The 22,471-nt window shown below is 70.1% G+C and carries 22 protein-coding genes; 14 read left to right on the plus strand and 8 right to left on the minus strand.

Features of this window, described 5'->3' with window-relative positions:
- Positions 1-11: 11 nt before the first annotated feature.
- Entirely contained in the window at positions 12-797 is a 786-nt protein-coding gene (locus V6S02_RS05610; protein ID WP_336400158.1) for an ABC transporter ATP-binding protein, read from the plus strand.
- Positions 798-913: 116 nt separating this feature from the next.
- Entirely contained in the window at positions 914-1,165 is a 252-nt protein-coding gene (locus tag V6S02_RS05615) for a type B 50S ribosomal protein L31 (protein WP_124293105.1), read from the plus strand.
- 45 nt (positions 1,166-1,210) lie between these two features.
- Here the strand turns inward: V6S02_RS05615 and V6S02_RS05620 are convergent, their stop codons facing one another.
- Positions 1,211-1,966, minus strand: coding sequence for an exonuclease domain-containing protein (locus tag V6S02_RS05620; RefSeq protein ID WP_336400159.1), 756 nt, complete (start codon positions 1,964-1,966; stop codon positions 1,211-1,213).
- A gap of 53 nt (positions 1,967-2,019) precedes the next feature.
- Between V6S02_RS05620 and V6S02_RS05625 the strand changes: the two genes are divergently transcribed.
- Positions 2,020-2,919, plus strand: a complete 900-nt coding sequence (locus V6S02_RS05625) for an alpha/beta fold hydrolase (RefSeq protein WP_442927899.1) — start codon at positions 2,020-2,022, stop codon at positions 2,917-2,919.
- Here the strand turns inward: V6S02_RS05625 and V6S02_RS05630 are convergent.
- Positions 2,879-3,442 (minus strand): CGNR zinc finger domain-containing protein, encoded by a 564-nt coding sequence (locus V6S02_RS05630; RefSeq protein WP_336400787.1) that lies wholly within the window; start codon positions 3,440-3,442, stop codon positions 2,879-2,881. The two genes, V6S02_RS05625 and V6S02_RS05630, sit on opposite strands and share 41 nt — an antisense overlap.
- A gap of 74 nt (positions 3,443-3,516) precedes the next feature.
- Here V6S02_RS05630 and V6S02_RS05635 point away from each other — a divergent pair, with 74 nt between their 5' ends.
- Positions 3,517-4,521, plus strand: a complete 1,005-nt coding sequence (locus V6S02_RS05635; RefSeq protein WP_124293108.1) for an EamA family transporter — start codon at positions 3,517-3,519, stop codon at positions 4,519-4,521.
- On the opposite strand, the gene V6S02_RS05640 is transcribed toward V6S02_RS05635, so the two are convergent.
- The gene (locus tag V6S02_RS05640) at positions 4,493-4,966 is read right to left on the minus strand and encodes an Lrp/AsnC family transcriptional regulator (protein ID WP_124293109.1); all 474 of its coding nucleotides are present in this window, start codon (positions 4,964-4,966) and stop codon (positions 4,493-4,495) included. The two genes, V6S02_RS05635 and V6S02_RS05640, sit on opposite strands and share 29 nt — an antisense overlap.
- Positions 4,967-5,128: 162 nt before the next feature.
- On the opposite strand from V6S02_RS05640, the gene pdhA reads away from it, so the two are divergent.
- Genes pdhA through V6S02_RS05655 form a run of 3 tightly spaced genes read left to right on the plus strand, consistent with a single transcriptional unit; the run spans position 5,129 to position 8,663 of the window.
- Positions 5,129-6,256 (plus strand): pyruvate dehydrogenase (acetyl-transferring) E1 component subunit alpha, encoded by a 1,128-nt coding sequence (gene pdhA, locus V6S02_RS05645; protein WP_336400160.1) that lies wholly within the window; start codon positions 5,129-5,131, stop codon positions 6,254-6,256.
- A 2-nt stretch (positions 6,257-6,258) separates the two neighbouring features.
- A complete protein-coding gene (locus V6S02_RS05650) occupies positions 6,259-7,269 on the plus strand; it encodes an alpha-ketoacid dehydrogenase subunit beta (RefSeq protein ID WP_124293111.1) in 1,011 nt (336 codons plus the stop codon).
- On the plus strand, positions 7,266-8,663 hold the full coding sequence (locus V6S02_RS05655; RefSeq protein ID WP_336400161.1) for a dihydrolipoamide acetyltransferase family protein: 1,398 nt from the start codon (positions 7,266-7,268) through the stop codon (positions 8,661-8,663). The genes V6S02_RS05650 and V6S02_RS05655 overlap by 4 nt, the downstream gene beginning before the upstream one ends.
- A 15-nt stretch (positions 8,664-8,678) precedes the next feature.
- On the opposite strand, the gene V6S02_RS05660 is transcribed toward V6S02_RS05655, so the two are convergent.
- Positions 8,679-10,424: an alkaline phosphatase family protein gene (locus V6S02_RS05660; protein WP_336400162.1), complete on the minus strand. Its 1,746-nt coding sequence runs from the start codon at positions 10,422-10,424 to the stop codon at positions 8,679-8,681.
- Between the two features lie 19 nt (positions 10,425-10,443).
- Positions 10,444-11,037 (minus strand): SACE_7040 family transcriptional regulator, encoded by a 594-nt coding sequence (locus tag V6S02_RS05665; protein WP_124293114.1) that lies wholly within the window; start codon positions 11,035-11,037, stop codon positions 10,444-10,446.
- 105 nt (positions 11,038-11,142) lie between these two features.
- On the opposite strand from V6S02_RS05665, the gene V6S02_RS05670 reads away from it, so the two are divergent.
- From V6S02_RS05670 to V6S02_RS05690, 5 genes are read left to right on the plus strand one after another with little or no spacing between them, the layout of a single operon-like run.
- Positions 11,143-12,747: a carboxyl transferase domain-containing protein gene (locus tag V6S02_RS05670; RefSeq protein WP_336400163.1), complete on the plus strand. Its 1,605-nt coding sequence runs from the start codon at positions 11,143-11,145 to the stop codon at positions 12,745-12,747.
- Positions 12,744-14,717 carry an acetyl/propionyl/methylcrotonyl-CoA carboxylase subunit alpha gene (locus V6S02_RS05675; protein WP_442927900.1) on the plus strand — a complete coding sequence of 658 codons (1,974 nt, stop codon included), beginning with the start codon at positions 12,744-12,746 and terminating at the stop codon, positions 14,715-14,717. The genes V6S02_RS05670 and V6S02_RS05675 overlap by 4 nt, the downstream gene beginning before the upstream one ends.
- Complete coding sequence (locus V6S02_RS05680; protein ID WP_336400165.1) at positions 14,698-15,864, plus strand: acyl-CoA dehydrogenase family protein; 1,167 nt, start codon at positions 14,698-14,700, stop codon at positions 15,862-15,864. The genes V6S02_RS05675 and V6S02_RS05680 overlap by 20 nt, the downstream gene beginning before the upstream one ends.
- A gap of 13 nt (positions 15,865-15,877) precedes the next feature.
- The gene (locus V6S02_RS05685; RefSeq protein ID WP_336400166.1) at positions 15,878-16,408 is read left to right on the plus strand and encodes a MaoC family dehydratase; all 531 of its coding nucleotides are present in this window, start codon (positions 15,878-15,880) and stop codon (positions 16,406-16,408) included.
- Between the two features lie 5 nt (positions 16,409-16,413).
- Positions 16,414-17,223 (plus strand): HpcH/HpaI aldolase/citrate lyase family protein, encoded by an 810-nt coding sequence (locus V6S02_RS05690; RefSeq protein WP_336400167.1) that lies wholly within the window; start codon positions 16,414-16,416, stop codon positions 17,221-17,223.
- On the opposite strand, the gene V6S02_RS05695 is transcribed toward V6S02_RS05690, so the two are convergent.
- Positions 17,213-17,827, minus strand: coding sequence for a histidine phosphatase family protein (locus V6S02_RS05695; RefSeq protein WP_336400168.1), 615 nt, complete (start codon positions 17,825-17,827; stop codon positions 17,213-17,215). The two genes, V6S02_RS05690 and V6S02_RS05695, sit on opposite strands and share 11 nt — an antisense overlap.
- Positions 17,828-17,864: 37 nt before the next feature.
- Positions 17,865-18,719, minus strand: a complete 855-nt coding sequence (locus V6S02_RS05700; protein WP_442927901.1) for a Sir2 family NAD-dependent protein deacetylase — start codon at positions 18,717-18,719, stop codon at positions 17,865-17,867.
- A gap of 108 nt (positions 18,720-18,827) precedes the next feature.
- Here V6S02_RS05700 and V6S02_RS05705 point away from each other — a divergent pair, with 108 nt between their 5' ends.
- Positions 18,828-19,640: a TrmH family RNA methyltransferase gene (locus V6S02_RS05705; protein WP_336400169.1), complete on the plus strand. Its 813-nt coding sequence runs from the start codon at positions 18,828-18,830 to the stop codon at positions 19,638-19,640.
- A 6-nt stretch (positions 19,641-19,646) separates the two neighbouring features.
- On the opposite strand, the gene V6S02_RS05710 is transcribed toward V6S02_RS05705, so the two are convergent.
- A complete protein-coding gene (locus V6S02_RS05710; protein WP_124293122.1) occupies positions 19,647-20,477 on the minus strand; it encodes an SGNH/GDSL hydrolase family protein in 831 nt (276 codons plus the stop codon).
- Between the two features lie 89 nt (positions 20,478-20,566).
- On the opposite strand from V6S02_RS05710, the gene V6S02_RS05715 reads away from it, so the two are divergent.
- Positions 20,567-22,417 (plus strand): DEAD/DEAH box helicase, encoded by a 1,851-nt coding sequence (locus tag V6S02_RS05715; protein ID WP_336400170.1) that lies wholly within the window; start codon positions 20,567-20,569, stop codon positions 22,415-22,417.
- Positions 22,418-22,471: the final 54 nt, after the last annotated feature.

Consider the following 22,471-nt stretch of genomic DNA (forward strand, 5'->3'; position numbering starts at 1 on the left):
AGGCTGGGGTCATGCCGCAGGTGCTGGAGTTCTCCGACGTCGTCGTCCGCAGAAACGCCCGTGACATCGTCGATCACCTCGACTGGGAGGTCAGCGACGATCAGCGATGGGTGGTGCTCGGCCCGAACGGCGCGGGGAAGACCACGATCCTGCAGCTCGCGGACACCCTGATCCATCCGACCTCCGGTGCGGTCACGATCCTCGGCGAGCGCCTCGGTCGAACGGATGTCTTCGAACTTCGTCCGCGCATCGGCTTCGCCTCCAGTGCCATGGCCCGGCGGATCCCCGAGGACGAGACCGTTCTCAACGTCGTCCTGACCGCGGCGTTCTCGGTGGTCGGACGTTGGCGCGAGGACTACGAGGACATCGACGAGCGCCGAGCGCTGCGCGTCCTCGCGGAGTGGCGTCTGGACGAGCTGGCCGATCGCACGTTCGGCACGCTGTCGGATGGCGAGCAGAAGCGCGTGCAGATCGCGCGCTCCATCATGACCGACCCCGAGCTGCTGCTGCTGGACGAACCGACCGCCAGCCTGGATCTGGGTGCGCGGGAGGAGCTGCTTCTGCTGCTGGGAGGGTACGCGCAGGCGCCGACCACGCCGGCGATGGTGATGGTCACGCACCACGTGGAGGAGATCCCCGTGGGCTTCACCCATGTTCTGCTGCTCCGCGAGGGGCGCGTCGTGGCAGCGGGGCCGCTCGCCGAGGCGCTGACGGGGGAGTCGCTGACCGAGACCTTCGGTACGCCGATCACGCTCCGCGAGGAGGACGGGCGCTTCACCGCCCGCGCTGCACGGTGACGACCTCGCCGTCGTGTTCGGCGGAACCCGGTTCGGTGGTCCGGGCCGACGCCTGGTAGACTCATCCGCTGGTGCTCTCGCACAACAGACTTTCCGTCGCTCCCGCAAGGATTCCCATGAAGACTGACATCCACCCCGACTACCGCGCGGTCGTGTTCCGCGACCTCGGCTCGGGCGAGACCTTCCTCACCCGTTCCACCGTCACCAGCGACAAGACGATCGAGCTCGACGGTGTCGAGTACCCCGTCATCGACGTCGAGATCTCGTCGGCCTCGCACCCGTTCTACACGGGCAAGCAGCGCATCCTCGACTCGGCCGGTCGCGTCGAGAAGTTCAACCAGCGCTTCAAGAACTTCGGCGGCCGCTGAGCCACCGCGAAGAAGCCCCCGACCGCGGTCGGGGGCTTCTTCGCGTCATCGCACCGGCCACGTGCCGTCGATCGGATCGCCGGCATCGATGCGACCGATCCTCACGAAGTACTCGGTGAGGCTGGCGGCCTGGTCGCGCGCCCACGCGATCTGCTCGACGTGGATCTGCCGAGCAGTCGGTGGGAGCAGGCCCCGATAGCGCCGGGCGAGCGCCTGCGCCACGCGTCCTGCCGCGCGCGCGTCGGCAGCCGCTTCATGCGCCTCGTCGAGGGGGACGGCATAATGCTCCGCCACCCGCATGAGGGTGCGCTTCCCCCGCCGATAGCGGTCGTAGTGGCGGTCGATGACGAGCGGATCGAAGACCGGATTCGGGTGCTCCAGCGGTACGACCCCGTGACGCAGGGCTTCGTGGTGCAGCAGCGAGAAGTCGTAGGCGGCGTTGTAGGCCACCACCGGAATGCCCGCGTCGAGGATGCCGCGAAGGCACCCGACGACCTCGGTCACGACCTCCGCCGCGGGTCGGCCCGTGGCGCGGGCCTCGGCGGTGGTGATCCCGTGCACGGCGGTCGCCGCCGCGGGGATCTCCACACCCGGATCGGCCCGCCACGACCGCCCGCAGACCGCCATCCCCGCAGCATCCAGCAACCCGACGTGCGCCGTGACGACCCTGTCGGTGCGGACATCCACACCCGTGGTCTCCAGGTCGAACACACCCACGACGCGGAGCCAGGGCGGCGGATCGCCGCGGAGGGGAACGGGAGCCGACGCAGCGGGATCGGGGGCGGAGCGAGGGATCGTCATGGCTCCGCACCGTACGCTCCGGTCCCGACATCGGCTGCCGGTTAGACTCGAGCGTGTCGATTCCGCACCCCGAGGTCCCCGCCCCGCGCGCCGTGGTACCCGAGGGGGACCGGGTCGAGATCCTGGGCGGTCGGACCGCCTACTGGACGTACGGGCCTGCCGACGCCGCGGTCACCGTGCTCGCCGTGCACGGGTTCCGCGGCGACCACCATGGGCTGGCCGCCATCATCGGTCTTCTGCCCGACATGCGCGTGATCGTCCCCGACCTCCCCGGTTTCGGAGACTCGACCCCGCTTCCCGGGCGCCGACACGACATCGACGCCTACCGTGCCTGGCTCACCGAGCTCCACGCGACCCTCGCCCCGGAGGCGGTGATCCTGGGACACTCGTTCGGCTCGATCGTGGCGTCGGCGGCGGTGGCCGGAGGGCTCCCGACATCACGGCTCATCCTCATCAACCCCATCGGCGCGCCGGCGCTGGAGGGTCCCCGGGGCCTCCTCACCCGTCTCGCGGTGCTGTACTACCGGATGGGCGCCCGCTTGCCGCGGCCGGCAGGGGAGTGGGTGCTTCGGCAGCGAGCGATCGTCCGCGGGATGAGTGTGGCGATGGCCAAGACGCGCCGTCGAGATCTGCGCCGTTACATCCACGACCAGCATGATCGCTACTTCTCGCGCTTCGCCGACCGCGACGTCCTCCGTGAGGCGTTCGAAACCTCGGTCGGCAACGACGTGCGGGGTTTCGCGCCCGAGATCGCGCAGCCGACGCTCCTCATCGTCGCCGAGCGCGACGACATCACGCCCCTCGCCGCGCAGCGCCGGCTGCAGACGCTGTTCCCCCGGGCGGAGCTCGTGGAGATCCCCGAGGTGGGGCATCTGATCCACTACGAGACGCCCGGGCCCGCAGCTGCGGCCATCACTCGCTTTCTTGCGCCTTCCGCTGCCGATACGCGTTGACGTTCATCCGGTTCCCGCAGTTGCCGGTGTCGCAGTAGCGCTTGGACTTGTTCTTGGAGAAATCGACGTAGACGCCGTCGCAGTCATCGGCGGCGCACCGTCGCACGCGGTCGTACTCGTCGGCGCGGATGACATCCACGAAGGCCATGGCGGCTTCGACCAGCACCCGCGTCGCCAGGGGGGCGTCGTCAGACGTGGCGTGGATGTGCCAGTCCATTCCGTCATGCTTCATCAGGCGGGGGAGGGCGTGTCCGCGTCGCAGCATCTCGTTGACCAGGGGCACCGCTCCGTCGCGGTCGACGTCCCACAGCCCCTGCAGCGGTCGGCGCACTCCGCGCAGCGCCGAGAGTTCGGCGTCATCGCGACGGATGGCGCCGGTGTACGGGTTGATCCGCAGGTATTCGTCGAACTGCTCGAGGGTCGCGAGGGTGTCCACGGCGTCGTCACCGCCCACCCCCGGGAGGGTGTTGACCAGATACGCCGCCGCACGGAGATTGCTCTCGGTGTCATGAATGAACACCATGTTGACTCCTGACATTCGCCGACGCTAGTGTCACCAGTGTACGCATGCTTGACTCCTGACAGACGGATGACCCGATGACCGCGACCGCGCCGCTTCCCGTGCTCTCCCTCGCCGTTCCCGCGGCAGCGTCGCGCGCAGCCACCACGGGTTTGGTGATGGCCCTGGCCTCGGCATTGGCGTTCTCCTCGAGCGGGCCGTTCATGAAGCCGCTGCTGGAGGCCGGATGGTCGCTCGGAGCCGCGCTCCTGGTGCGGATGGGCGTCGCCGCCCTCGTGCTCTCTCCGGCGCTCGTGGTGGCGATTCGTCGCCAGCGCGGATTCATCCGACGTCACTGGCACCTCATCGTCGCCTTCGGGCTCATGCCGGTGCTCGGATGTCAGCTGCTCTTCTTCTCCGCGATGCAGCGGATGCCGGTGGCGGTGGCACTGCTCATCCAGTACCTCGCACCGGTGATCCTCGTCGTCGCGGTCTGGATCCGCACCCGCCGGCGCCCGTCGGTCCTCGTCCTCGCGGGGTCGGTGGTGGCGGTCCTGGGCCTGGTGCTCGTCGTCGATGTCTCCGGCGCGGCATTCGACCCGATCGGCGTGCTGTTCGCGCTCGGCGCGGCGGTGTGCGTCTGCGCGTACTTCGTCATCGCCGAGCGCGCCGGAGACGATCTGCCGCCCCTCGCACTCGCCGCCGCCGGACTGCTCTTCGGCAGCCTGGTGATGGCGGCGCTGTGCGCGACCGGCATCCTGCCGTTCCGCGCCGTCGCCGTGACGGTGACGCTGGCAGGCGCGGAGGTGGCGTGGTGGCTGCCGCTGCTGTGGGTGGCCGCGGTGGCGACCACGGTCGGATACGGTCTCGGGGTGATGGCCGTGCCGCGGATCGGCTCCCGCGTAGGGTCCTTCGTCGGACTCTCCGAGGTGCTCTTCGCGCTGGCCTTCGCCTGGATCTTCCTCTCGGAGATCCCCGCTGCCGTCCAGTTCGTCGGCGGAGCGCTCATCCTCGTCGGTGTGATCCTCGTCCGCCTCGACGCGGCGTCCTCGGTCGATGCGCGCGGCGCAGGGGCTACGAGTCCCGTCGTGCCTGCTCCATGAGCGGCCGCACGCGGTAGCCGATGACCTCCCCCATGACCAGGGAGGTCTCGGTGCGCTCGACGCCTTCGATGGCGAGGATCCGGGCGTCGGTGTCGAAGAGGTGCTGAGTGTCGCGACAGGCGACGCGCACCAGCAGATCGACCTGGCCGCTCAGACCGTGGACCTGCACGATCTCGGGCACGCGTCCGAGCTCGGCGGTGATGCGGGGGAGGTCGGCCTGTCGCACCGTGACGCTGAGGAACGCCTCGATCGGGAACCCCAGGGCCTCCGGCGAGATCGCGCGTTCGTACGACAGGAACACGCCGGCCCGCTCGAGCCGCGACATCCGTGCCTGGACCGTGTTGCGCGACAGGCCCAGTCGCTCCGCCAGGGCGACGACCGTGGCGCGCGGATCGTCCGAGAGGGCGGCGAGAAGCTCGAGATCGACATGATCGAGAGTGCTCATACTGCGAAAGATTAGCAGGCTGAATCATCCCGATCTGCGCATGTTGCTCAATCATCGTGAAGATGCTTGAGCTAGGTGACAGAACGGGTAGCCTCGGGCTTGTCGGCGACGCTGCCGGCGACTCACGCGCGGTGCTTCACGAGAGCTTCGCCTCGAGGAGGGATGACAACGGTGCACACCCTGAACCCGATGGCCGATCTGGCCACCGATGTGGACGACGTCGCTCGTCTGCTGACCCCCGCCGGCGAACGCGTCGTCGATCCCGATCTGCAGCAGTGGATCGAGGATGTCGACATCGCCGCCATCCAGCGGCTCTACCGCGACATGGTGCTGCTGCGCCGCATCGACGCGGAGGGCGTGGCTCTCCAGCGGCAGGGGCAGGTGGGGCTGTGGCCGCCGTGCCAGGGTCAGGAGGCGACGCAGATCGGCACCGCCCGCGCGCTGCGTGCGGACGACTTCGCCTTCCCGAGCTATCGCGAGACCGGCGTCGTGTACGCGCGGGGCGGCAAGCCATCCGACTACGTCCTCGCCTGGCGCGGCGAGGGCCACTCCACCTACAACCCCTTCGAGCTGCACACGGCGACCCAGCAGATCATCATCGGCGCCCAGTCGCTCCATGCGGTCGGCTACGCGATGGGCGTCCAGCGCGACGGCGGCGACCAGGTGGCCGCGGCCTACTTCGGGGACGGCGCGACCAGCCAGGGCGACGTCAACGAGGCGATGGTGTTCGCCTCCTCGTTCGGTGCGCCGGTGGTCTTCGTCTGCACGAACAACCAGTGGGCCATCTCCGAGCCGGTCAGCGTCCAGGCGCGGTTCCCGATCGCGGGGCGCGCGCCCGGGTTCGGCATCCCCAGTATGCGCGTGGACGGCAATGACGTGCTGGCCTGCCTCGCCGCGATGCGCTGGGCGATCGACCACGCCCGGAAGGGCCGGGGCCCGGCGTTCCTCGAGGCCGTCACCTATCGCATGGGTCCGCACACCACCTCGGACGACCCCACACGCTACCGCGACAAGGAGGAGGTCGAGATCTGGCGTCGCCGCGATCCGATCGACCGGGTGGAGGCATTGCTGCGTGCCGAGGACGCATTCGACGACGGCTTCGTCGCCGAGGTCGCCGCTGACGCCGACGCGCTCGCCGCCGAGGTGCGCCAGGCCGCGATGGGGGCGGTGACCCGACCGCCGCTGTCGATCTTCGACGACGTCTACGCCGAGCCGCACTCCGGCATCGACGAGCAGCGTGCCGCATATGCCGCGTACCTCGACGGCTTCGCCGCGACGCAGGAGGGCTGATCATGGTCCAGTTGACGATGGCCAAGGCGATCAACGAGGGTCTGCGACGTGCGATGGCGGATGACCCCAAGGTGCTGGTGATGGGGGAGGACATCGGCAAGCTGGGCGGTGTCTTCCGAGTCACCGACCGCCTCCAGGAGGAGTTCGGCGCCACGCGCGTCATCGACACGCCGCTGGCGGAGTCGGGCATCGTCGGCACCGCGGTGGGCCTCGCCCTCCGGGGCTTCCGGCCGGTGGTCGAGATCCAGTTCGACGGCTTCGTGTATCCCGCCTTCGACCAGATCGTCTGCCAGGTCGCCAAGCTCCACTACCGCACCCGCGGCAATGTCCGGATGCCGCTGACGATCCGCATCCCGTGGGCGGGGGGTGTCGGGGCGGCCGAGCATCACTCCGAGTCGCCGGAGGCGTACTTCGTCCACACCTCGGGCCTGCGCGTCGTGGCGGTGTCCAATCCGCAGGATGCGTACGTCATGCTGCGCCAGGCGATCGCCTCGGATGACCCGGTGGTCTACTTCGAGCCCAAGCGGCTGTACCACACCAAGGCAGAGGTCCACCTCGACGTCGATCCCGCCGATGCTCCGCCGATGGGTCTTGCCCGCGTCGCCCGGGAGGGCACCGACGTCACCGTACTGACCTATGGCGCTCAGGTGATCACTGCCTTGGACGCCGCACTGGCCGCCGAGGAGGACGGCATCTCCCTCGAGGTCATCGACCTGCGCTCGCTGTCGCCGGTGGACTACCGGACGATCGGCGCGTCGGTGCGCAAGACCGGTCGCGTCGTGGTCACCCATGAGGCCGCTCGCGAGGCGGGAGTGGGTGCCGAGCTGGTCGCCAGTGTCACCGAGCGGTGCTTCCACTACCTCGAGACGCCTCCCGTCCGGGTGACGGGACACGACATCCCCTACCCGCCCGCGAAGCTCGAGAAGCACCACGTTCCCGATCTCGACCGCGTCCTCGATGCCGTCGACCGGGTCCTCGACCGTCCGAACAGTCTGACGGGGGTGGAACTGTGATCCAGGAGTTCCGCCTCCCCGATCTCGGCGAGGGGCTGCCCGAGGCCGAGCTCGTACAGTGGCTCGTCGCCGAGGGTGACCGCGTCGCGCTGAATCAGACCATCGCCGAGGTCGAGACGGCCAAGGCCGTCGTGGAACTGCCGTCGCCGCACGCCGGGGTCGTTCAGGCCCTGCATGCCGCCGCGGGAGACGTCGTGGAGGTCGGCTCGCCGCTGATCTCCTTCGAGGTCGGTGCCGAGGCCTCCGCGCGCCCTGCGACCCCGGACGCGTCATCGCCGGCGACCGCCGAGCCCACTCCCCGTCCGGCCACCGCCGTCGACGCACCGGCCGACGACGCAGCCGGACCGAACCTCGTCGGCTACGGCGCCGCGCCGCGGAGCGGGAACCGCCCGCGGCGTCGAGCGCGGACCACCGCGTCTACGCCTCGCACGACGGCGAGCGACACCGCAGTCCTCGCTGTCGCGCCGCACGACGACATCCGCCTCGTGGAGGCGCTCGAGTCGGTGCAGGAACGGCCGAGGTCGACCCCGCCGGTCCGCAAGCTCGCCAAAGACCTGGGCGTCGACATCGCACTCGTGAGGGGGACGGGTCAGGACGGTCTGATCACCCGTGACGACGTCCGCGGCTACGCCGACACGACGGCCCGCGCCGATCAGCCGGTGGGATCCGTGCGGACGCCCGACACCGCGGAGATCGGTGAGACCCGGATCCCGATCCGAGGCGTGCGCAAGCACACCGCCGAGGCGATGGTGCGCAGCGCCTTCACGGCGCCGCACGTCACCGTGTTCCTCACCGTCGATGTCACCGAGACGACCGAGCTCGTCGCCTCCCTGCGCGCGGACCGTTCGCTCGCCGACCACCGCATCGGCGTCCTCGCCGTAGCGGCCAAAGCCGTCTGCCTCGCCCTGCGTCACCATCCGACGCTGAACTCGCGGTGGGACGGCGAGAGCGGTGAGATCGTGCAGTATCACGGTGTGCACCTCGGGATCGCGGCCGCGACCGAGCGCGGTCTCGTCGTGCCGAACATCCGCGATGCCGACCGGATGACCCTCCCTGCTCTCGCCGACGCGATCCGCGACCTCGCGACCACGGCCCGTGCCGGGAAGACCTCGCCCGAGGCGATGCGCGGGGGGACCTTCTCCATCACCAACGTCGGTGTGTTCGGCGTGGATGCGGGGACACCGATCATCAATCCCGGCGAAGCCGCCATCCTCGCCATCGGGGCGGTGCGATCTCAGCCCTGGGAGTATCGCGGCCAGATCGCACTGCGCGACGTGGTCACCCTCGCGCTGTCCTTCGATCACCGTCTCGTCGACGGCGAGCAGGGGTCGAGGTTCCTCGCCGACGTGGGGGCGGTGCTGCGGGAACCCGGGCGCGCAATGCTGCTCGGATGACGAACGCGGGGACCGTCACGCCTGCGTGAACAGGCCCTTGCCACGGCGACGCAGATAGTCGTATGCCTCGGCGTACGTCTGCGGCTCTCCCCGGGATCCCTCGCCGTATCGCGCCTGCAGGAGGCCGAGCAGCCCGCGGCCGGGCGGGCTCAGGGGCTTGTCCCGGTGCGGCGACGACGTCACGTCGATCGGCTCGTCGGCCTGCGGGTTGGGCGGGTGGTACATGGGGTGGACCGTCGGCCAGGTGGCGGGATGGCGGGGCCTGCTGAGGTTCAGCACCGAGAACAGCGTGTTCGCTCCGGCATCCCGACGATTGAGGGGCTGGAGCCCGTGACGGCGGGCGACGGTCGCGATCACCGAACCGTGGTGCATCTCGTCGTTGATGACGGTTCCGGCGCGGGTGTATGCCGAGACCGCGATCGCGGGAACGCGCCCGCCCAGCCTGTCGAAGGCGAAGCCCATCTCTCCCGGCGCGGCGCCCTCCACCGGTGGCACCGCCCGCGGCGGCGGCACATGGTCGTAGGTGCCGCCATGCTCATCGAAGGTGATGAGGAGGAGGGTGTTCATGGCGTTCGACCCCGTGGCGCTGGAGCTCGCGCGGATGGCGTCGTAGATGCTCGCCACCAGCTTCTCGCCGGCGCGGACGTCGGAGACCGCCGAATCGATGACCAAGCGGCCATCGACCTCGCTCGAGCGGTAGACCCCGAAGGGGGGATGGAAGTCGTTGTGGTTGTAGGCCAGGCGCGGTTCGATGAAGGCGTAGGCGGGGAGGGTGCCGTTCTCGACGTCGCGGTAGAACTCCGGCATGAAGGCGAAGTGGTCGGTGCGCCAGTACTTCTCCAGGACCGCGGCGTGAAGCACGCCGGTCAGTGAGACCAGCTGCATCTCATCGAAGTAGATCTTCCACGACAGCCCCGCGTCCTCGAGCCGATTGAAGATGGTCGGGGTCTCTGGGGCGTTCAGCCACTTCTCGTACCCGCCGCCGTGCTTGTTCGTCACGAAGCCGTGGGAGGTCGAGGCGTGGAAGAACGAGCGATTGCAGTAGGTCTGAGACGGCACGCCCGCGAACCAGGCGTCGAAGACGGCGAACTCCCGAGCGAGGGTAGACAGGACCGGGAGCTGCTCGGGTGAGAAGCCCCCCATGATCTGGGATGCCTCCGCGAGCGTCGGCTCGGTGCCTCGGCGCAGCCGGGTGAAGTTGTTCCAGTAGTCCTGGAGGAAGCCGTCCATCGTCGGTGCGGTCCCGGGCGGGGGAGCGTTGAACGGCGGACTCATCTGCCCCACCTGCGCCGTGGCGTTGCCTGCCGGGTCGACGCGGCCGAACAGCTGGGTGTTGACGTGCGGGAACTCCTCGCCCGGGTCGGGGTTGGGAAGACCCATCACGACGTCGGTCGCTCCGGAGTACACGTGCGCGCCGACGCGGTCGCCGTGCGGCGAGAGGTTCGCGTAGTCGCCGAAGGCGAGTCCGTCGAACCTCGTGCGCTCGGGGAGGGTCTCGGGGGTGTACAGCCATCCGAGCATGTTGTCGAACGACCGGTTCTCGCCCATGAACACCACGATGTGATCGAAGCCGGGCTCGGAGCGCGCCGCCAGGGCCGGGAGCTCCTGCGTCCCCTCTCGCACGCCGGCGGCGTGACCGACCACGGCGCCGCCGGCGGCGCCGGTGGCTCCGCCCACGGCGAAGCCCGCCGCCGCCAGGCCGCCGACCTTCAGAAAGTCACGGCGGGACGTTGAGGCCTCTTGCTCGGGGTTCTCTCGCATCGTGGAGCGAGGATACCGCTCAGACGCCCAATGCGGCTCCTGCCATGTCGGTCAGGATTCCGCGGACGTGCGCCTGGTCGGGCGCGCCCTGACCCGTGCGGATGCTGTGGGGAGTGGAGTTGATCAGACCGAAGCACGCGTAGGCCCGCACCCGGAGGTCCTGGTCGCTGCGATCCGGGTGCACGGCCGCGAGGACGCCGACCCACATCTCCACGTATTCGCGCTGCAGACGGCGCACCGTCCGACGATCCTCGTCGCCGAGGTTCGCCAGGTCGCGGTCCTGGACGCGGATGACATCAGCATCGGTCAGGGCGAAGTCGACGTGGAAGGCCACAAGCTGCGTGAGGCGCGCGTCGGCGTCATCCGTCCGCTCGAGCACAGCTCGTCCGCCGTCGCGCAGTCGTTCGCTCACGCCGATGAGGATCGCTCCGAGCAGTGCCTGCTTGTTGGCGAAATGGCGGTAGATCGCCGGTCCGCTCACGCCGACCGCCGCACCGAGGTCCTCGAGGCTGACGCCGGTGAACCCCCGCTCGGCGAACAGGCGTGCCGCCTCGGCGAGGAGAGCGGAGTGCCGGTCCGCCTTGGCCCGATCGCGACCCGTGATGCTTGCCATTTCAGTTAATCCCCGCTAACGTGAAAGCTCGGTTAACGCACACTAACCGTCCTCGGCGCGCCGCGACAACGGGCGTGACCGGATCGTGACGTCGACGGAGATGACATGGCCAGGCTCACCACCACCGTGCGTCGGGATGACGACTTCCGACGTTCCGACGCGGCCCAGCGCGGCCTCGCCGACGACCTTCGCCGCCGGCTGGCCGCAGCCGCGCTCGGTGGACCTGCCGCGTCGCGGGAGCGCCACGTCGCCCGGGGAAAGCTCCTGCCCCGAGACCGCGTCGACCGCCTGCTCGATCCGGGCAGCCCCTTCCTCGAGATCGCCCCGCTGGCCGCCGACGGCCTGTACGGCGGGGAGGCTCCCGCGGCCGGAGTCGTCGCCGGTATCGGGCTCGTGCACGGACGGCACGTCATGGTCGTCTGCAACGACGCCACGGTGAAGGGCGGGACCTACTTCCCGCTCACCGTGAAGAAGCACCTTCGCGCCCAGGAGATCGCCCTGGAGAACCGCCTCCCGTGCGTCTACCTGGTCGATTCGGGCGGCGCCTTCCTGCCGATGCAGGACGAGGTCTTCCCCGACCGCGACCACTTCGGACGCATCTTCTTCAACCAGGCCCGGCTCTCGGCCGCAGGGATCCCGCAGATCGCAGCCGTGATGGGGTCGTGCACGGCGGGCGGGGCCTACGTGCCGGCGATGAGCGACGAGACCGTCATCGTGCGGGGCCAGGGGACGATCTTCCTCGGCGGACCGCCGCTGGTGAAGGCCGCGATCGGTGAGATCGTCACTCCGGAAGAGCTCGGGGGCGGGGAGTTGCACGCCCGTCGGTCGGGCGTCGTCGATCACCTCGCCGATGACGACGAGCATGCGCTGGAGATCGTCCGCGACATCGTCGCCACCCTCCCCGCCGAGCCGGATCCGATCTGGCAGGTCGAAGCCGCGGTTCCGCCGCGCGCCGATCCGGCCGAGCTCTACGGGGTCGTCCCCGTGGACGTCAATCAGCCTTACGACGTGCGCGAGGTGATCGCGCGACTGGTCGACGACAGCGATTTCCACGAGTTCAAGCGCGAGTACGGCGACACCCTCGTCACCGGCTTCGCGCGGATCCACGGGCATCAGGTGGGCATCGTCGCCAACAACGGAGTGCTCTTCTCGGAGTCGGCTCAGAAGGGCGCGCATTTCATCGAGCTCTGCGATCAACGCGAGACCCCGCTGCTGTTCCTGCAGAACATCACCGGGTTCATGGTGGGGCGCGATGCCGAGGCCGGCGGAATCGCAAAGGACGGGGCGAAGATGGTCACCGCCGTGGCCACCACACGCGTGCCCAAGCTCACGGTCATCATCGGCGGATCCTTCGGGGCGGGGAACTACTCCATGTGCGGTCGCGCCTACTCGCCCCGCTTCCTCTGGAGCTGGCCGGCGAGCCGGATCTCGGTCATGGGCGGGCCCCAGGCCGCCGCGGTGCTCGGCACGGTGAAACGGGATCAGCTCGAATCTCGAGGCCAGGACTGGAAGCCCGCCGACCAGGAGGCGTTCGAAGCGCCGATCCGCGCCCGCTACGACGAGCAAGGAAGCCCCTACTACGCCACGGCCCGACTCTGGGACGACGGCGTCATCGACCCCGCCGACACCCGCGACATCCTGGGTCTTGCCCTCGACGTCGTCAGTCGCACGCCGCTGCCCACGCCGCAGTTCGGCGTCTTCCGGATGTGATCCCCGTGACCCCCGACCACCCCGCTCCGATCTTCGAGACCGTCCTCGTCGCCAACCGCGGCGAGATCGCCCGTCGCGTCATCCGCACCCTCCGCGCGCTCGGAATCCGCGCCGTCGCCGTCCACAGCGACGCCGACGCCGACGCCCCGCACGTCCGCGAGGCCGACGACGCGGTGCGGATCGGTCCGGCGGCCGCTTCGGCGTCGTATCTCGACATCGCCGCCGTCATCGACGCCGCCCATCGGTCGGGCGCGGAGGCGATCCACCCGGGCTACGGCTTCCTCTCGGAGAATGTCGCCTTCGCGCGGGCGTGCGCCGAAGCCGGCATCGTCTTCATCGGCCCGGGCGAGAGGGCGCTGGAGGTCATGGGCGACAAGATCCGGGCGAAGGAGCACGTCGCCGGCTTCGGTGTTCCGACCGTTCCCGGCTTCTCGGCCGCGGGGATGGATGACGCCGGGATCGCCCGGTCGGCGAACGAGATCGGATTCCCCCTGCTGGTGAAGCCGTCCGCGGGCGGGGGCGGCAAAGGCATGCAGATCGTGCGTGACGCGGGCGACCTCTCCGCGGCCGTGGAGAGCGCCCGGCGCGTGGCGCGCGCGGCGTTCGGCGACGACACGCTGCTCCTCGAGCGGCTCCTCGAGAGCCCACGCCACATCGAGGTGCAGGTGCTCGCCGACGATCACGGCCACGTGATTCATCTGGGTGAGCGCGAATGCACCCTGCAGCGTCGTCATCAGAAGGTCATCGAGGAGGCGCCTTCCCCGGCGATCGACGCCATGACGCGGGAGCGTCTCGGGCGGGCGGCCTGTGCCGCCGCGGCGAGCGTCGACTATCGGGGCGCGGGAACGGTGGAGTTCCTCGTCGCCGCGGCCCGCCCTGAGGAGTTCTTCTTCATCGAGATGAACACCCGGCTTCAGGTCGAGCACCCCGTCACCGAAGAGGTCACCGGTATCGACCTCGTCGCCGAGCAGGTGCGCATCGCCGCCGGGCTTCCCCTGTCCGTCGCGCAGGAAGATGTGCGCATGCGGGGTCACGCCATCGAGGCGCGCGTCTACGCCGAGAGTCCGGAGCGGGGGTTCGTGCCGTCGGTGGGGAAGATCCTCGCGTGGCGGCCCGCTCCGGGGATCCGCACCGACGCGGCGATCGGCACCGGATCGATCGTGACCGCCGACTACGATCCGATGATCGCGAAGGTGATCGCCCACGCCGCCGACCGGGCGGCGGCCCTGCGCGCTCTGGATGAGGCACTGGCAGCGACCGTGATCGCCGGCGTCGAGACGAATGTGGCGTTCCTGCGGACCCTGCTCGCCCGCGAGGACGTGCAGTCGGGCGAGCTCGACACCGGCATCATCGACCGGATGCCGGCGCCCGAGCCCTCCGCCCCGGACGACGTCGAGCTCGTGGCCGCAGCCGCGCTAGGGGAGGCGGCACGAGGTGATGGCCCGGCAATGGATTCCCGATCCGGCGCCGGGCCGGTGTGGCGAAGCCTTCGCGGATGGCGCGGCGGGCGGGCGCCGGTGGCCGAGACCGTGTCCTTCGTCGTGGACGGCATCGGTGTCATGTCGGCGCCGCGGACGGACGCGCCACAGTCGGCGGAGGTGGTCGTCGCGCGCGACGAGGACGGCGCGGTGTGGACCTGGCGGAACGGGGCCACGCATCGGCTGATTCCCATCGATCGGCGGGAGGCGATGATGCGTCGCCTGGCCGCGCACTCGCGTCGAACCGCTTCCTCGGCCCCGCAGGTGCGGGCGCCGATGCCGGGGGCGGTGGTCGCCGTGCACGTCGCGGACGGCGCGAGGGTGACCGCGGGTGACCGCCTCGTGAGCATCGAAGCAATGAAGATGGAGCACATCGTGATCGCGCCCCACGACGGCGCGGTCCGGATCCACGTCGCCATCGGCGACCAGGTGAACCGCGACCAGATCGTCGCGGAGGTCGAGGAGGACCAGGATGACCATTCCGCTCAGTGAGTACGGGCTGGAGGAGACCGAGCTCGAACTGGCGCAGCTCGTGCGCCAGTTCGCCGAGGAGGTCGTCGCGCCGGTCTCGTACGAAGCCGACCGCACCCACACGCTGCCGCTGGACGTGGTGGCGCAGATGGGGGAGATGGGGCTGTTCGGACTCCCCTTCCCCGAAGAGGTCGGCGGACAGGGCGGGGACTACGTCGCGCTGTGCCTGGCGATCGAGGCGCTCGCCCGCGTCGATCAGTCGATCGCCATCACGCTGGAGGCCGGGGTGAGTCTCGGAGCGATGCCGATCCACCGCTTCGGCACCGACGCGCAGCGCGAGGAGTACCTCCCCGACCTCCTGGCCGGTCGCGCACTCGCCGGGTTCGGTCTGACCGAACCCGAGGCGGGCTCGGATGCCGGGGCCACCCGCACGACCGCCCGCCGTGACGGCGAGGAGTGGGTGATCAACGGGTCGAAGCAGTTCATCACCAACTCCGGCACAGACATCACCCGCTTCGTCACGGTCACCGCCGTCACCGGCGAGGCCGGCGGGCGCAAGCAGATCTCCACGATCATCGTCCCCAACGGCACCCCGGGATTCACCGTCGAGCCGGGGTACGACAAGGTGGGGTGGCGCGCGTCGGACACCCACCCGCTCACGTTCACCGACGCGCGGGTCCCCGCCTCGCACCTCCTCGGCGAGGAGGGGCGAGGCTTCGCCAATTTCCTCCACATCCTCGACGAGGGCCGCATCGCCATCGCCGCGCTTTCGACCGGCGCGGCCGAGGGGTGTCTGGAGGCCGCAGTGGAATACGCCCGGTCGCGCACCGTCTTCGCCGCACCGCTGGCGAGCCGGCAGGGAATCCAGTTCATGCTCGCCCGGATGCAGGCGCGCGTGCACAACGCTCGTCTGGCCTGGTTGCACGCGGCCCGGCTGCGGGACGCCGGGAAGCCCTTCAAGACCGCGGCCGCCATTGCGAAGGTCACCGCGAGCGACGCGGCGATGGACAACGCCCGCGACGCGACGCAGATCTTCGGCGGCAACGGGTTCATGAACGAGTACCCCGTGGCGCGCCATTACCGCGACTCCAAGATCCTCGAGGTCGGCGAGGGCACCACCGAGGTGCAGCTGCTGGTCATCTCGCGGGCGCTGGGACTCGGCGGGTAGCGTGGGCGGCACCGTGAACGACGACTCCGAGCGCCCCGGCGCCATCCAGCGCGGACTCTACTTCGACGAGTTCGACGTCGGAGCCCGCTACCTGCACCGACCCGGGCGGACGGCGACCGAGACCGACAACGTGCTGTTCTCGGCACTGACGATGAACTCCCAGCCGCTCCATCTGGATGCAGCGTGGGCAGCCGACAGCCCCTTCGGTGAGCGGCTGGTCAATTCGATGTGGACCCTGGCCACGATGGTCGGGGCTTCGGTGTCGCAGCTGACGCTGGGGACCCTCGTCGCGCAGCTCGCCATGACCGACATCACCTTCCCCGCCCCGCTCCGCCACGGTGACACGCTCTACACCGAAACCGAGATCCTCGACACGCGTCGTTCGGCATCCCGCCCGGGTCAGGGGATCGTCACGATGCGCCATACCGGGCGGAATCAGGACGGCGTCGTGGTCGCTTCCGCCACCCGGGTCGCCCTGATGTGGTGCCGGGATGCCGTCGGCGGGACGGCGAGCGCCGCCTCCGAGACCCCAGAGGAGGTGTGAGAAGGATGCTGCCCACTCCGGCTCTCCTCTTCTGCCCGGCCGACCGCCCCGAACGGTTCGGCAAAGCGCTCGAGCGCGCCGATGCCGTCATCCTCGACCTGGAGGATGCCGTCGGGCACGACCGCAAGACCGCCGCGCGCGGCGCCGTGATCGACGCCGACCTCGACCCGTCCCGCGTCATCGTGCGGGTGAATCCGGTGGGCACCGAGGCATTCGCCGCCGACATGGCGACCCTGTCGCAGACAGACTTCCGGACCGTCATGATCGCCAAGGCCGAGAGCGCCAAGGCGCTGCGCGCCGTCGACCGGCGCTTCTCGATCGTCGCCCTGTGCGAGACGGCCCGCGGCGTGGCCGCCGCGGAGAAGCTCGCCGCACACGACCAGGTGGTGGGCCTCATGTGGGGCGCGGAAGACCTCGTGGCAAGCCTTGGCGGCACGTCCAGCCGCAAAGGCAACGGGCGCTACCGAGACATCGCCCGGTACGCGCGGGCGCGCGTGCTGCTGGCGGCGGGTGCCCAAGCCAAGGCGGCCATCGACGCTGTGCATCTCGACATCGCAGATGTGAAGGGGCTCGCGCGGGAGGCCGCCGACGCTGCGGCGTCGGGGTTCACCGCCACCGCCTGCATCCACCCCTCGCAGGTGCCCGTGATCCGCCGGGCGTACCGGCCCGATGAGGCGACGATCGCGTGGGCCCGGAGCCTCCTCGCCGTCGCCGAGGATCGGCCCGGGGTGTTCACCCACGAGGGACGCATGGTCGACGAGCCGGTCCTCCGGCACGCCCGCTCGGTGATGGACCGCGCCGCCCTCACGGCGTGACGTCGACCGGCAGCACGAGCCGGAGTGCGCCGCCCTCGATCTCGAAGCGGTGCAGCGAGCCGTTCGGCAGTCGGATGCCGGGCTCGGGCAGGCGGTCGTCGGTGGCGTGCCCGATCACCTCCCGGATGAGCGCTCCGTGCGCGACCGCGATGAGCGGGGGAACGGTCCCGTCGACGCTCGCGTCCTGCCGCGCACGCAACAGCGTCGCGGTCGCGCGGGCGCGGAGGTCGGCTCGCGTCTCGGCGCCAGGGACGTCCGCGATGTGCCAGTGGCCCCAGCGACGCTGGAACTCCGCGGTGACGAGGCCCTCCGCCTCCCCGTACGCACGCTCGCGAAGACCCGGGTATCGGCGCGGCGTGGCGAGTCCCAGCGCAGCGGCGATGATGTCTGCCGTCTCCGAGGCCCGCTGCAGGTCGCTGGAGACGATCACGGCGCTCTCTGCGGCATCCGGAATCGTGCTCGCGAGCTCTGTGCGCAGCTGCTCCGCGGCCTCACGGGCCTGCGCGCGGCCGGTGTCGTTCAGGGGGATGTCGGTGAGCCCCTGGATCCGTCCGGCGCGATTCCAGTCGGTCTCGCCGTGGCGGACCAGGATCAGTGAGCTCACCGCATGAGCGTACCGGGGCGCGGCTGAGGGTCCGCCCTCAGCGGGCGTCGGGCGCCGGGAGGTTGTCGGCGAGGAAACGCAGGACCGGTGACGTGCCGGCGTCGATCTTGACCGTGGCACGCGCATCGCCGCGCGTCTGCCCCCGATTGATGATCACCACGGGGAGTCTCCGCCGTCGCGCGCGCTCGAGCAGACGGATGCCGGAATTGACCACCAGCGATGACCCGGCGATCACCAGCGCATCGGCCGTGCGAAGGATCTGCTCGGCCTCGCGGAACTTCTCGGCCGGGACGAACTCGCCGAAGAACACGACATCGGGCTTGAGCATGCCGCCGCACACCGTGCAGTCGGGGAGGATGAATCCGTCGGTCGCCGAGGGCACGACATCCCCATCGGGTCCGAGCGGAACCGCGTCCGGGACGGTCAGCCACGGGTTGTCGCGCTCGACCCGGACCGCGAGATCACGGCGGTCGAACACCTGGCCGCAGTGCGTGCAGAACACGCGACGCATCGTGCCGTGCAGCTCCACGACACGGCGGCTCCCCGCGCGCACGTGCAGACCGTCGACGTTCTGAGTGACCACTCCGGCTGCGATGCCGCGACGCTCGAGGTCGGCGATCGCCCCGTGACCGGCGTTCGGGCTCGCGGCGGCGAACGCTCGCCAGCCGAGATGGGAGCCCACCCAGTAGCGGCGACGGGCGGCGGCATCGCCGAGGAACTCCTGTGCCGTCATCGGGGTGCGCACGGGGGCGCCCTCTCCGCGATAGTCGGGGATCCCCGAGTCTGTCGACACGCCGGCGCCGGTGAGGATCGCCAGCCGACGGCCTCGCAGCACGTCCAGCGCCTCGGAGACGGCCGGCGTCTGAGAACTCAGATCGGTCGTGACGGTCACAGACACCCCCCCTTCGCCGAGTGTAGGTCGCCGGGTTCAGGTGACCGAGTCTAGGCCCGGTGCTTTGCGGCGATGTTACGAGAGACGCCCGGGTGCGAGAGTGGTCGGATGCAGCTGCACGAGATCGACGATCCTGGCGACGATCGCCTTTCGGACTACCGCGACCTCACGGACGTGGCTCTGCGGCGGGTGCGCGAGCCCGAGGAGGGGCTGTACATCGCGGAGTCGGCGAAGGTGATCGGCCGGGCGCTGGCGGCGGGGCATCGTCCGCGTTCGGTCCTGGTGCAGCGCAAGTGGGTCGACGACGTCATGCCAATTCTCGCCGAGACCCCCGAGGTCGATGTGTTCGTCGTCCCGGCGGCCGTCGCCGAGGCCCTCACCGGCTACGCCGTGCACCGTGGGGCCCTCGCCGCCATGCACCGCCCGGCCCTTCGGAGCGTGGCCGACACCGTCGCGGGGGCGCGGACGGTGGTGGTCCTCGAGGACATCGTCGATCACACCAATGTCGGTGCCGTCTTCCGCAATGCCGCCGGGCTCGGCGCCGACGCCGTCCTGGTCTCGCCGCGATGCGCCGACCCGCTCTACCGCCGGAGCGTCCGAGTGTCGATGGGGACCGTCTTCCAGGTGCCCTGGACGCGATTGGCCGATCCCCGTTCGAGCGCCGCCGAGCTGGCATCGACCGGCTTCCACGTCGCCGCGCTCGCCCTCACCGACGAGGCGGCGACCCTCGACGCCTTCGCGCGCGACCGTCCGGATCGGGTGGCCCTGCTCCTCGGCGGCGAAGGACACGGTCTGTCGCGCCGGAGTCTCGCCGACGCCCATTCGGTGGTCACCATCCCGATGACCGGCGGCGTCGATTCGCTCAACGTCGCCGCGGCGAGCGCGGTGGCCCTGTGGGCACTCACGCGCGAGGCGCAGTGACGCCGCTCAGGAGTCGTCCGTGGACCGGATGATCGGCAGGGGCTCGGGACGCTTGGGCACGACGGTGTCGCCCGAAGACTGCTGCCGGAGTCGTCGCAGTACCCACGGCACGAGGTACTCCCGTGCCCACACCAGGTCGTTCGACCGGGCTTGACGCCAGGTGCGCACCGGCAGGGGATCAGGCGTCATCGGCTGGAGGTCGTTGGGCACGGCGAGGGTGCGCAGCACCATCCGGGCGACTTCATGATGACCGAGCGAGTTGTAATGGAGCCTGTCGTCGTCGAAGAAGCGCATGTCCTGCACCTCTTTGAGGGCCCACTGGTCGGCGACGATGCAGTCGTACTGCTCCGCGATCGCGCGGATGTTCTCGTTGTAGATGGCGACTTTGCCGCGGATGCCACGGAACACCGGGGTGAAATTCGTGTCGATGCCGGTGAAGACCACGAGCGTCGCACCGGAGGTGGACAGTCGCACCACGGCATCGTGGAAGATGTCGGCCACCACGTCCGGATCCGAGCCCGGGCGGATCACGTCGTTGCCGCCGGCGGAGAAGGTGACCAGATCGGGTTTGAGCTCGAGGGCGGGTTCGACCTGCTCGTCGACGATCTGACGGATCAGTCGTCCCCGGATCGCGAGGTTGGCGTAGGAGAAATCGGGCACCTGACGGGAGAGCACCTCTGCCACGCGGTCGGCCCAGCCTCGGTGCCCACCGGGTGAACCGGGTTCGGGGTCGCCGATGCCCTCGGTGAACGAGTCGCCCAGGGCGACGAACCGCCGCCAGGGGTGCAGTTCGTGGTTCGCGGCATAGGGGCTCGGGTGGTCGGGTGTGGTCGACATGGGGCTTCCTCGGCTCGTGGCTTGTGTCGAGGGTAGCGTCCGAGGCGTCGTCTATCGTGGTGACTCGTCGTGTTCGGGAAGGGGGAGCTGTGGACGAGGCCGCGCTGACCGACACCGCCGGCGAGACCGACGTCCACCTCGGCAGCTTCGCCGCCGAGCACCTGTCGCCGACCTGGCCGCAGCGGGCGCCGTGGGGCACCGCGCAGCGGCTGCGCGCCTGGCAGGCCGAGGCGCTGGATCTCTATTTCTCGCTCGACGGCCCCGACGGTCCGGGCGCGGGACCGCGCGATTTCCTCGCGGCGGCCACCCCCGGCGCCGGCAAGACGACCTTCGCGCTGCGACTGGCCACCGAGCTCCTTCGGCGCCAGGTGGTCGACCGTGTGGTCGTCGTGGCCCCCACCGAGCACCTGAAGTCGCAGTGGGCCGACGCGGCGGCACGCGTGTCGCTGCGCCTGGATCCGGCGTTCAGCAACCGGTTCGTCGCGCCCTCCCGCCAGTACCACGGGGTCGCGGTGACCTACGCGCAGGTCGCGGTGAAGCCCTCGGTCCATCAGCACCTGACCGACTCGGCGCGCACCCTCGTCATCCTCGACGAGGTCCACCACGGCGGCGACGCCCTCAGCTGGGGCGATGCGCTTCGGGAGGCCTACAGCCGGGCGACCCGGCGGCTGCTGCTGTCGGGGACCCCCTTCCGCAGCGACACCGCGCCCATCCCTTTCGTGGAGTACCACCCCAACGACAAGGGCATCAGGATCTCCCGGACCGATTACGCCTACGGCTATCGCCGGGCCCTCGAGGACGGGGTCGTGCGCCCCGTGATCTTCCTCGTCTACGCCGGGCAGATGCGGTGGCGGACCAAGACGGGCGATGAGATGGAGGCCCAGCTCGGACAGGACAACACCAAGGACATCACCTCCCAGGCGTGGCGCACCGCACTCGACCCCGAGGGAGACTGGATTCCCGCGGTTCTCCGCTCGGCCGATCGTCGACTCAGCGAGGTGCGCGAGCAGGTGCCCGATGCCGGTGGTCTCGTGATCGCGACCGACCAGACCGCGGCGCGGGCGTACGCCGCGATCCTGGAGGGCATCAGCGGTGAACGACCCACGGTCGTGCTCTCCGACGAGGCGGAGGCGTCGTCGCGGATCGAGTCGTTCTCGGCGGGGACGTCGCGGTGGATGGTCGCGGTGCGGATGGTGTCCGAGGGTGTCGACGTTCCGCGCCTGGCCGTGGGGGTCTACGCCACATCGGCGTCCACCCCGCTGTTCTTCGCCCAGGCCATCGGGCGTTTCGTCCGCGCTCGGCGTCGCGGCGAGACCGCGAGTGTGTTCCTGCCGAACGTGCCGCAGCTGTTGGCGCTCGCTCACGAGTTGGAGCGCCAACGCGATCACGCCCTCGACCGAGACAGCGACGGCGACGACGAGTGGAACGCCGAAGAAGATCTGATGGACGCCGCGGAGCGCGAGGAGAAGGCCTCCGACGCACTGACGCAGGAGTTCACCTTCCAGGCGCTCGGGTCGGCCGCCCATTTCGACCGCGTCATGTTCGACGGCCGGGAGTTCGGTCAGCTCGCCGTGCCCGGAACGCCGGAGGAAGAAGAGTTCCTCGGACTTCCGGGCCTTCTCGAACCCGAGCATGTCCACGAGCTGCTGCTGCAGCGTCAGGCGCGCCAGAGCCGTCATCGCAAGGTTCGGGAATCAGCGGCGGCCACGGGGTCCGAACCGGCGGCGCCTGCACCTCCCGCGGCCCTGCACCGCACCCTCAAGGAGCAGCGTCAGCTGCTCAACAGCCTGGTGGGCCTGTACGCCCGGCAGAGCGGTGAGCCGCACGGTGCCGTCCACGCCGAGCTGCGGCGCATCTGCGGAGGGCCTGCGGTCTCGCACGCCACCGTGGCGCAGCTGCAGGCGCGGATCGACGTGCTGCGCGCGCGCGTCCGGTCCTGAACGGGGCGCCGCTTCGGTCGTCCGAAATGCTGGCAATCCGCGGCCTGGTGAGAG

The sequence above is a fragment of the Microbacterium sp. CCNWLW134 genome (genome assembly GCF_037083565.1).
Lineage (GTDB): Bacteria > Actinomycetota > Actinomycetes > Actinomycetales > Microbacteriaceae > Microbacterium.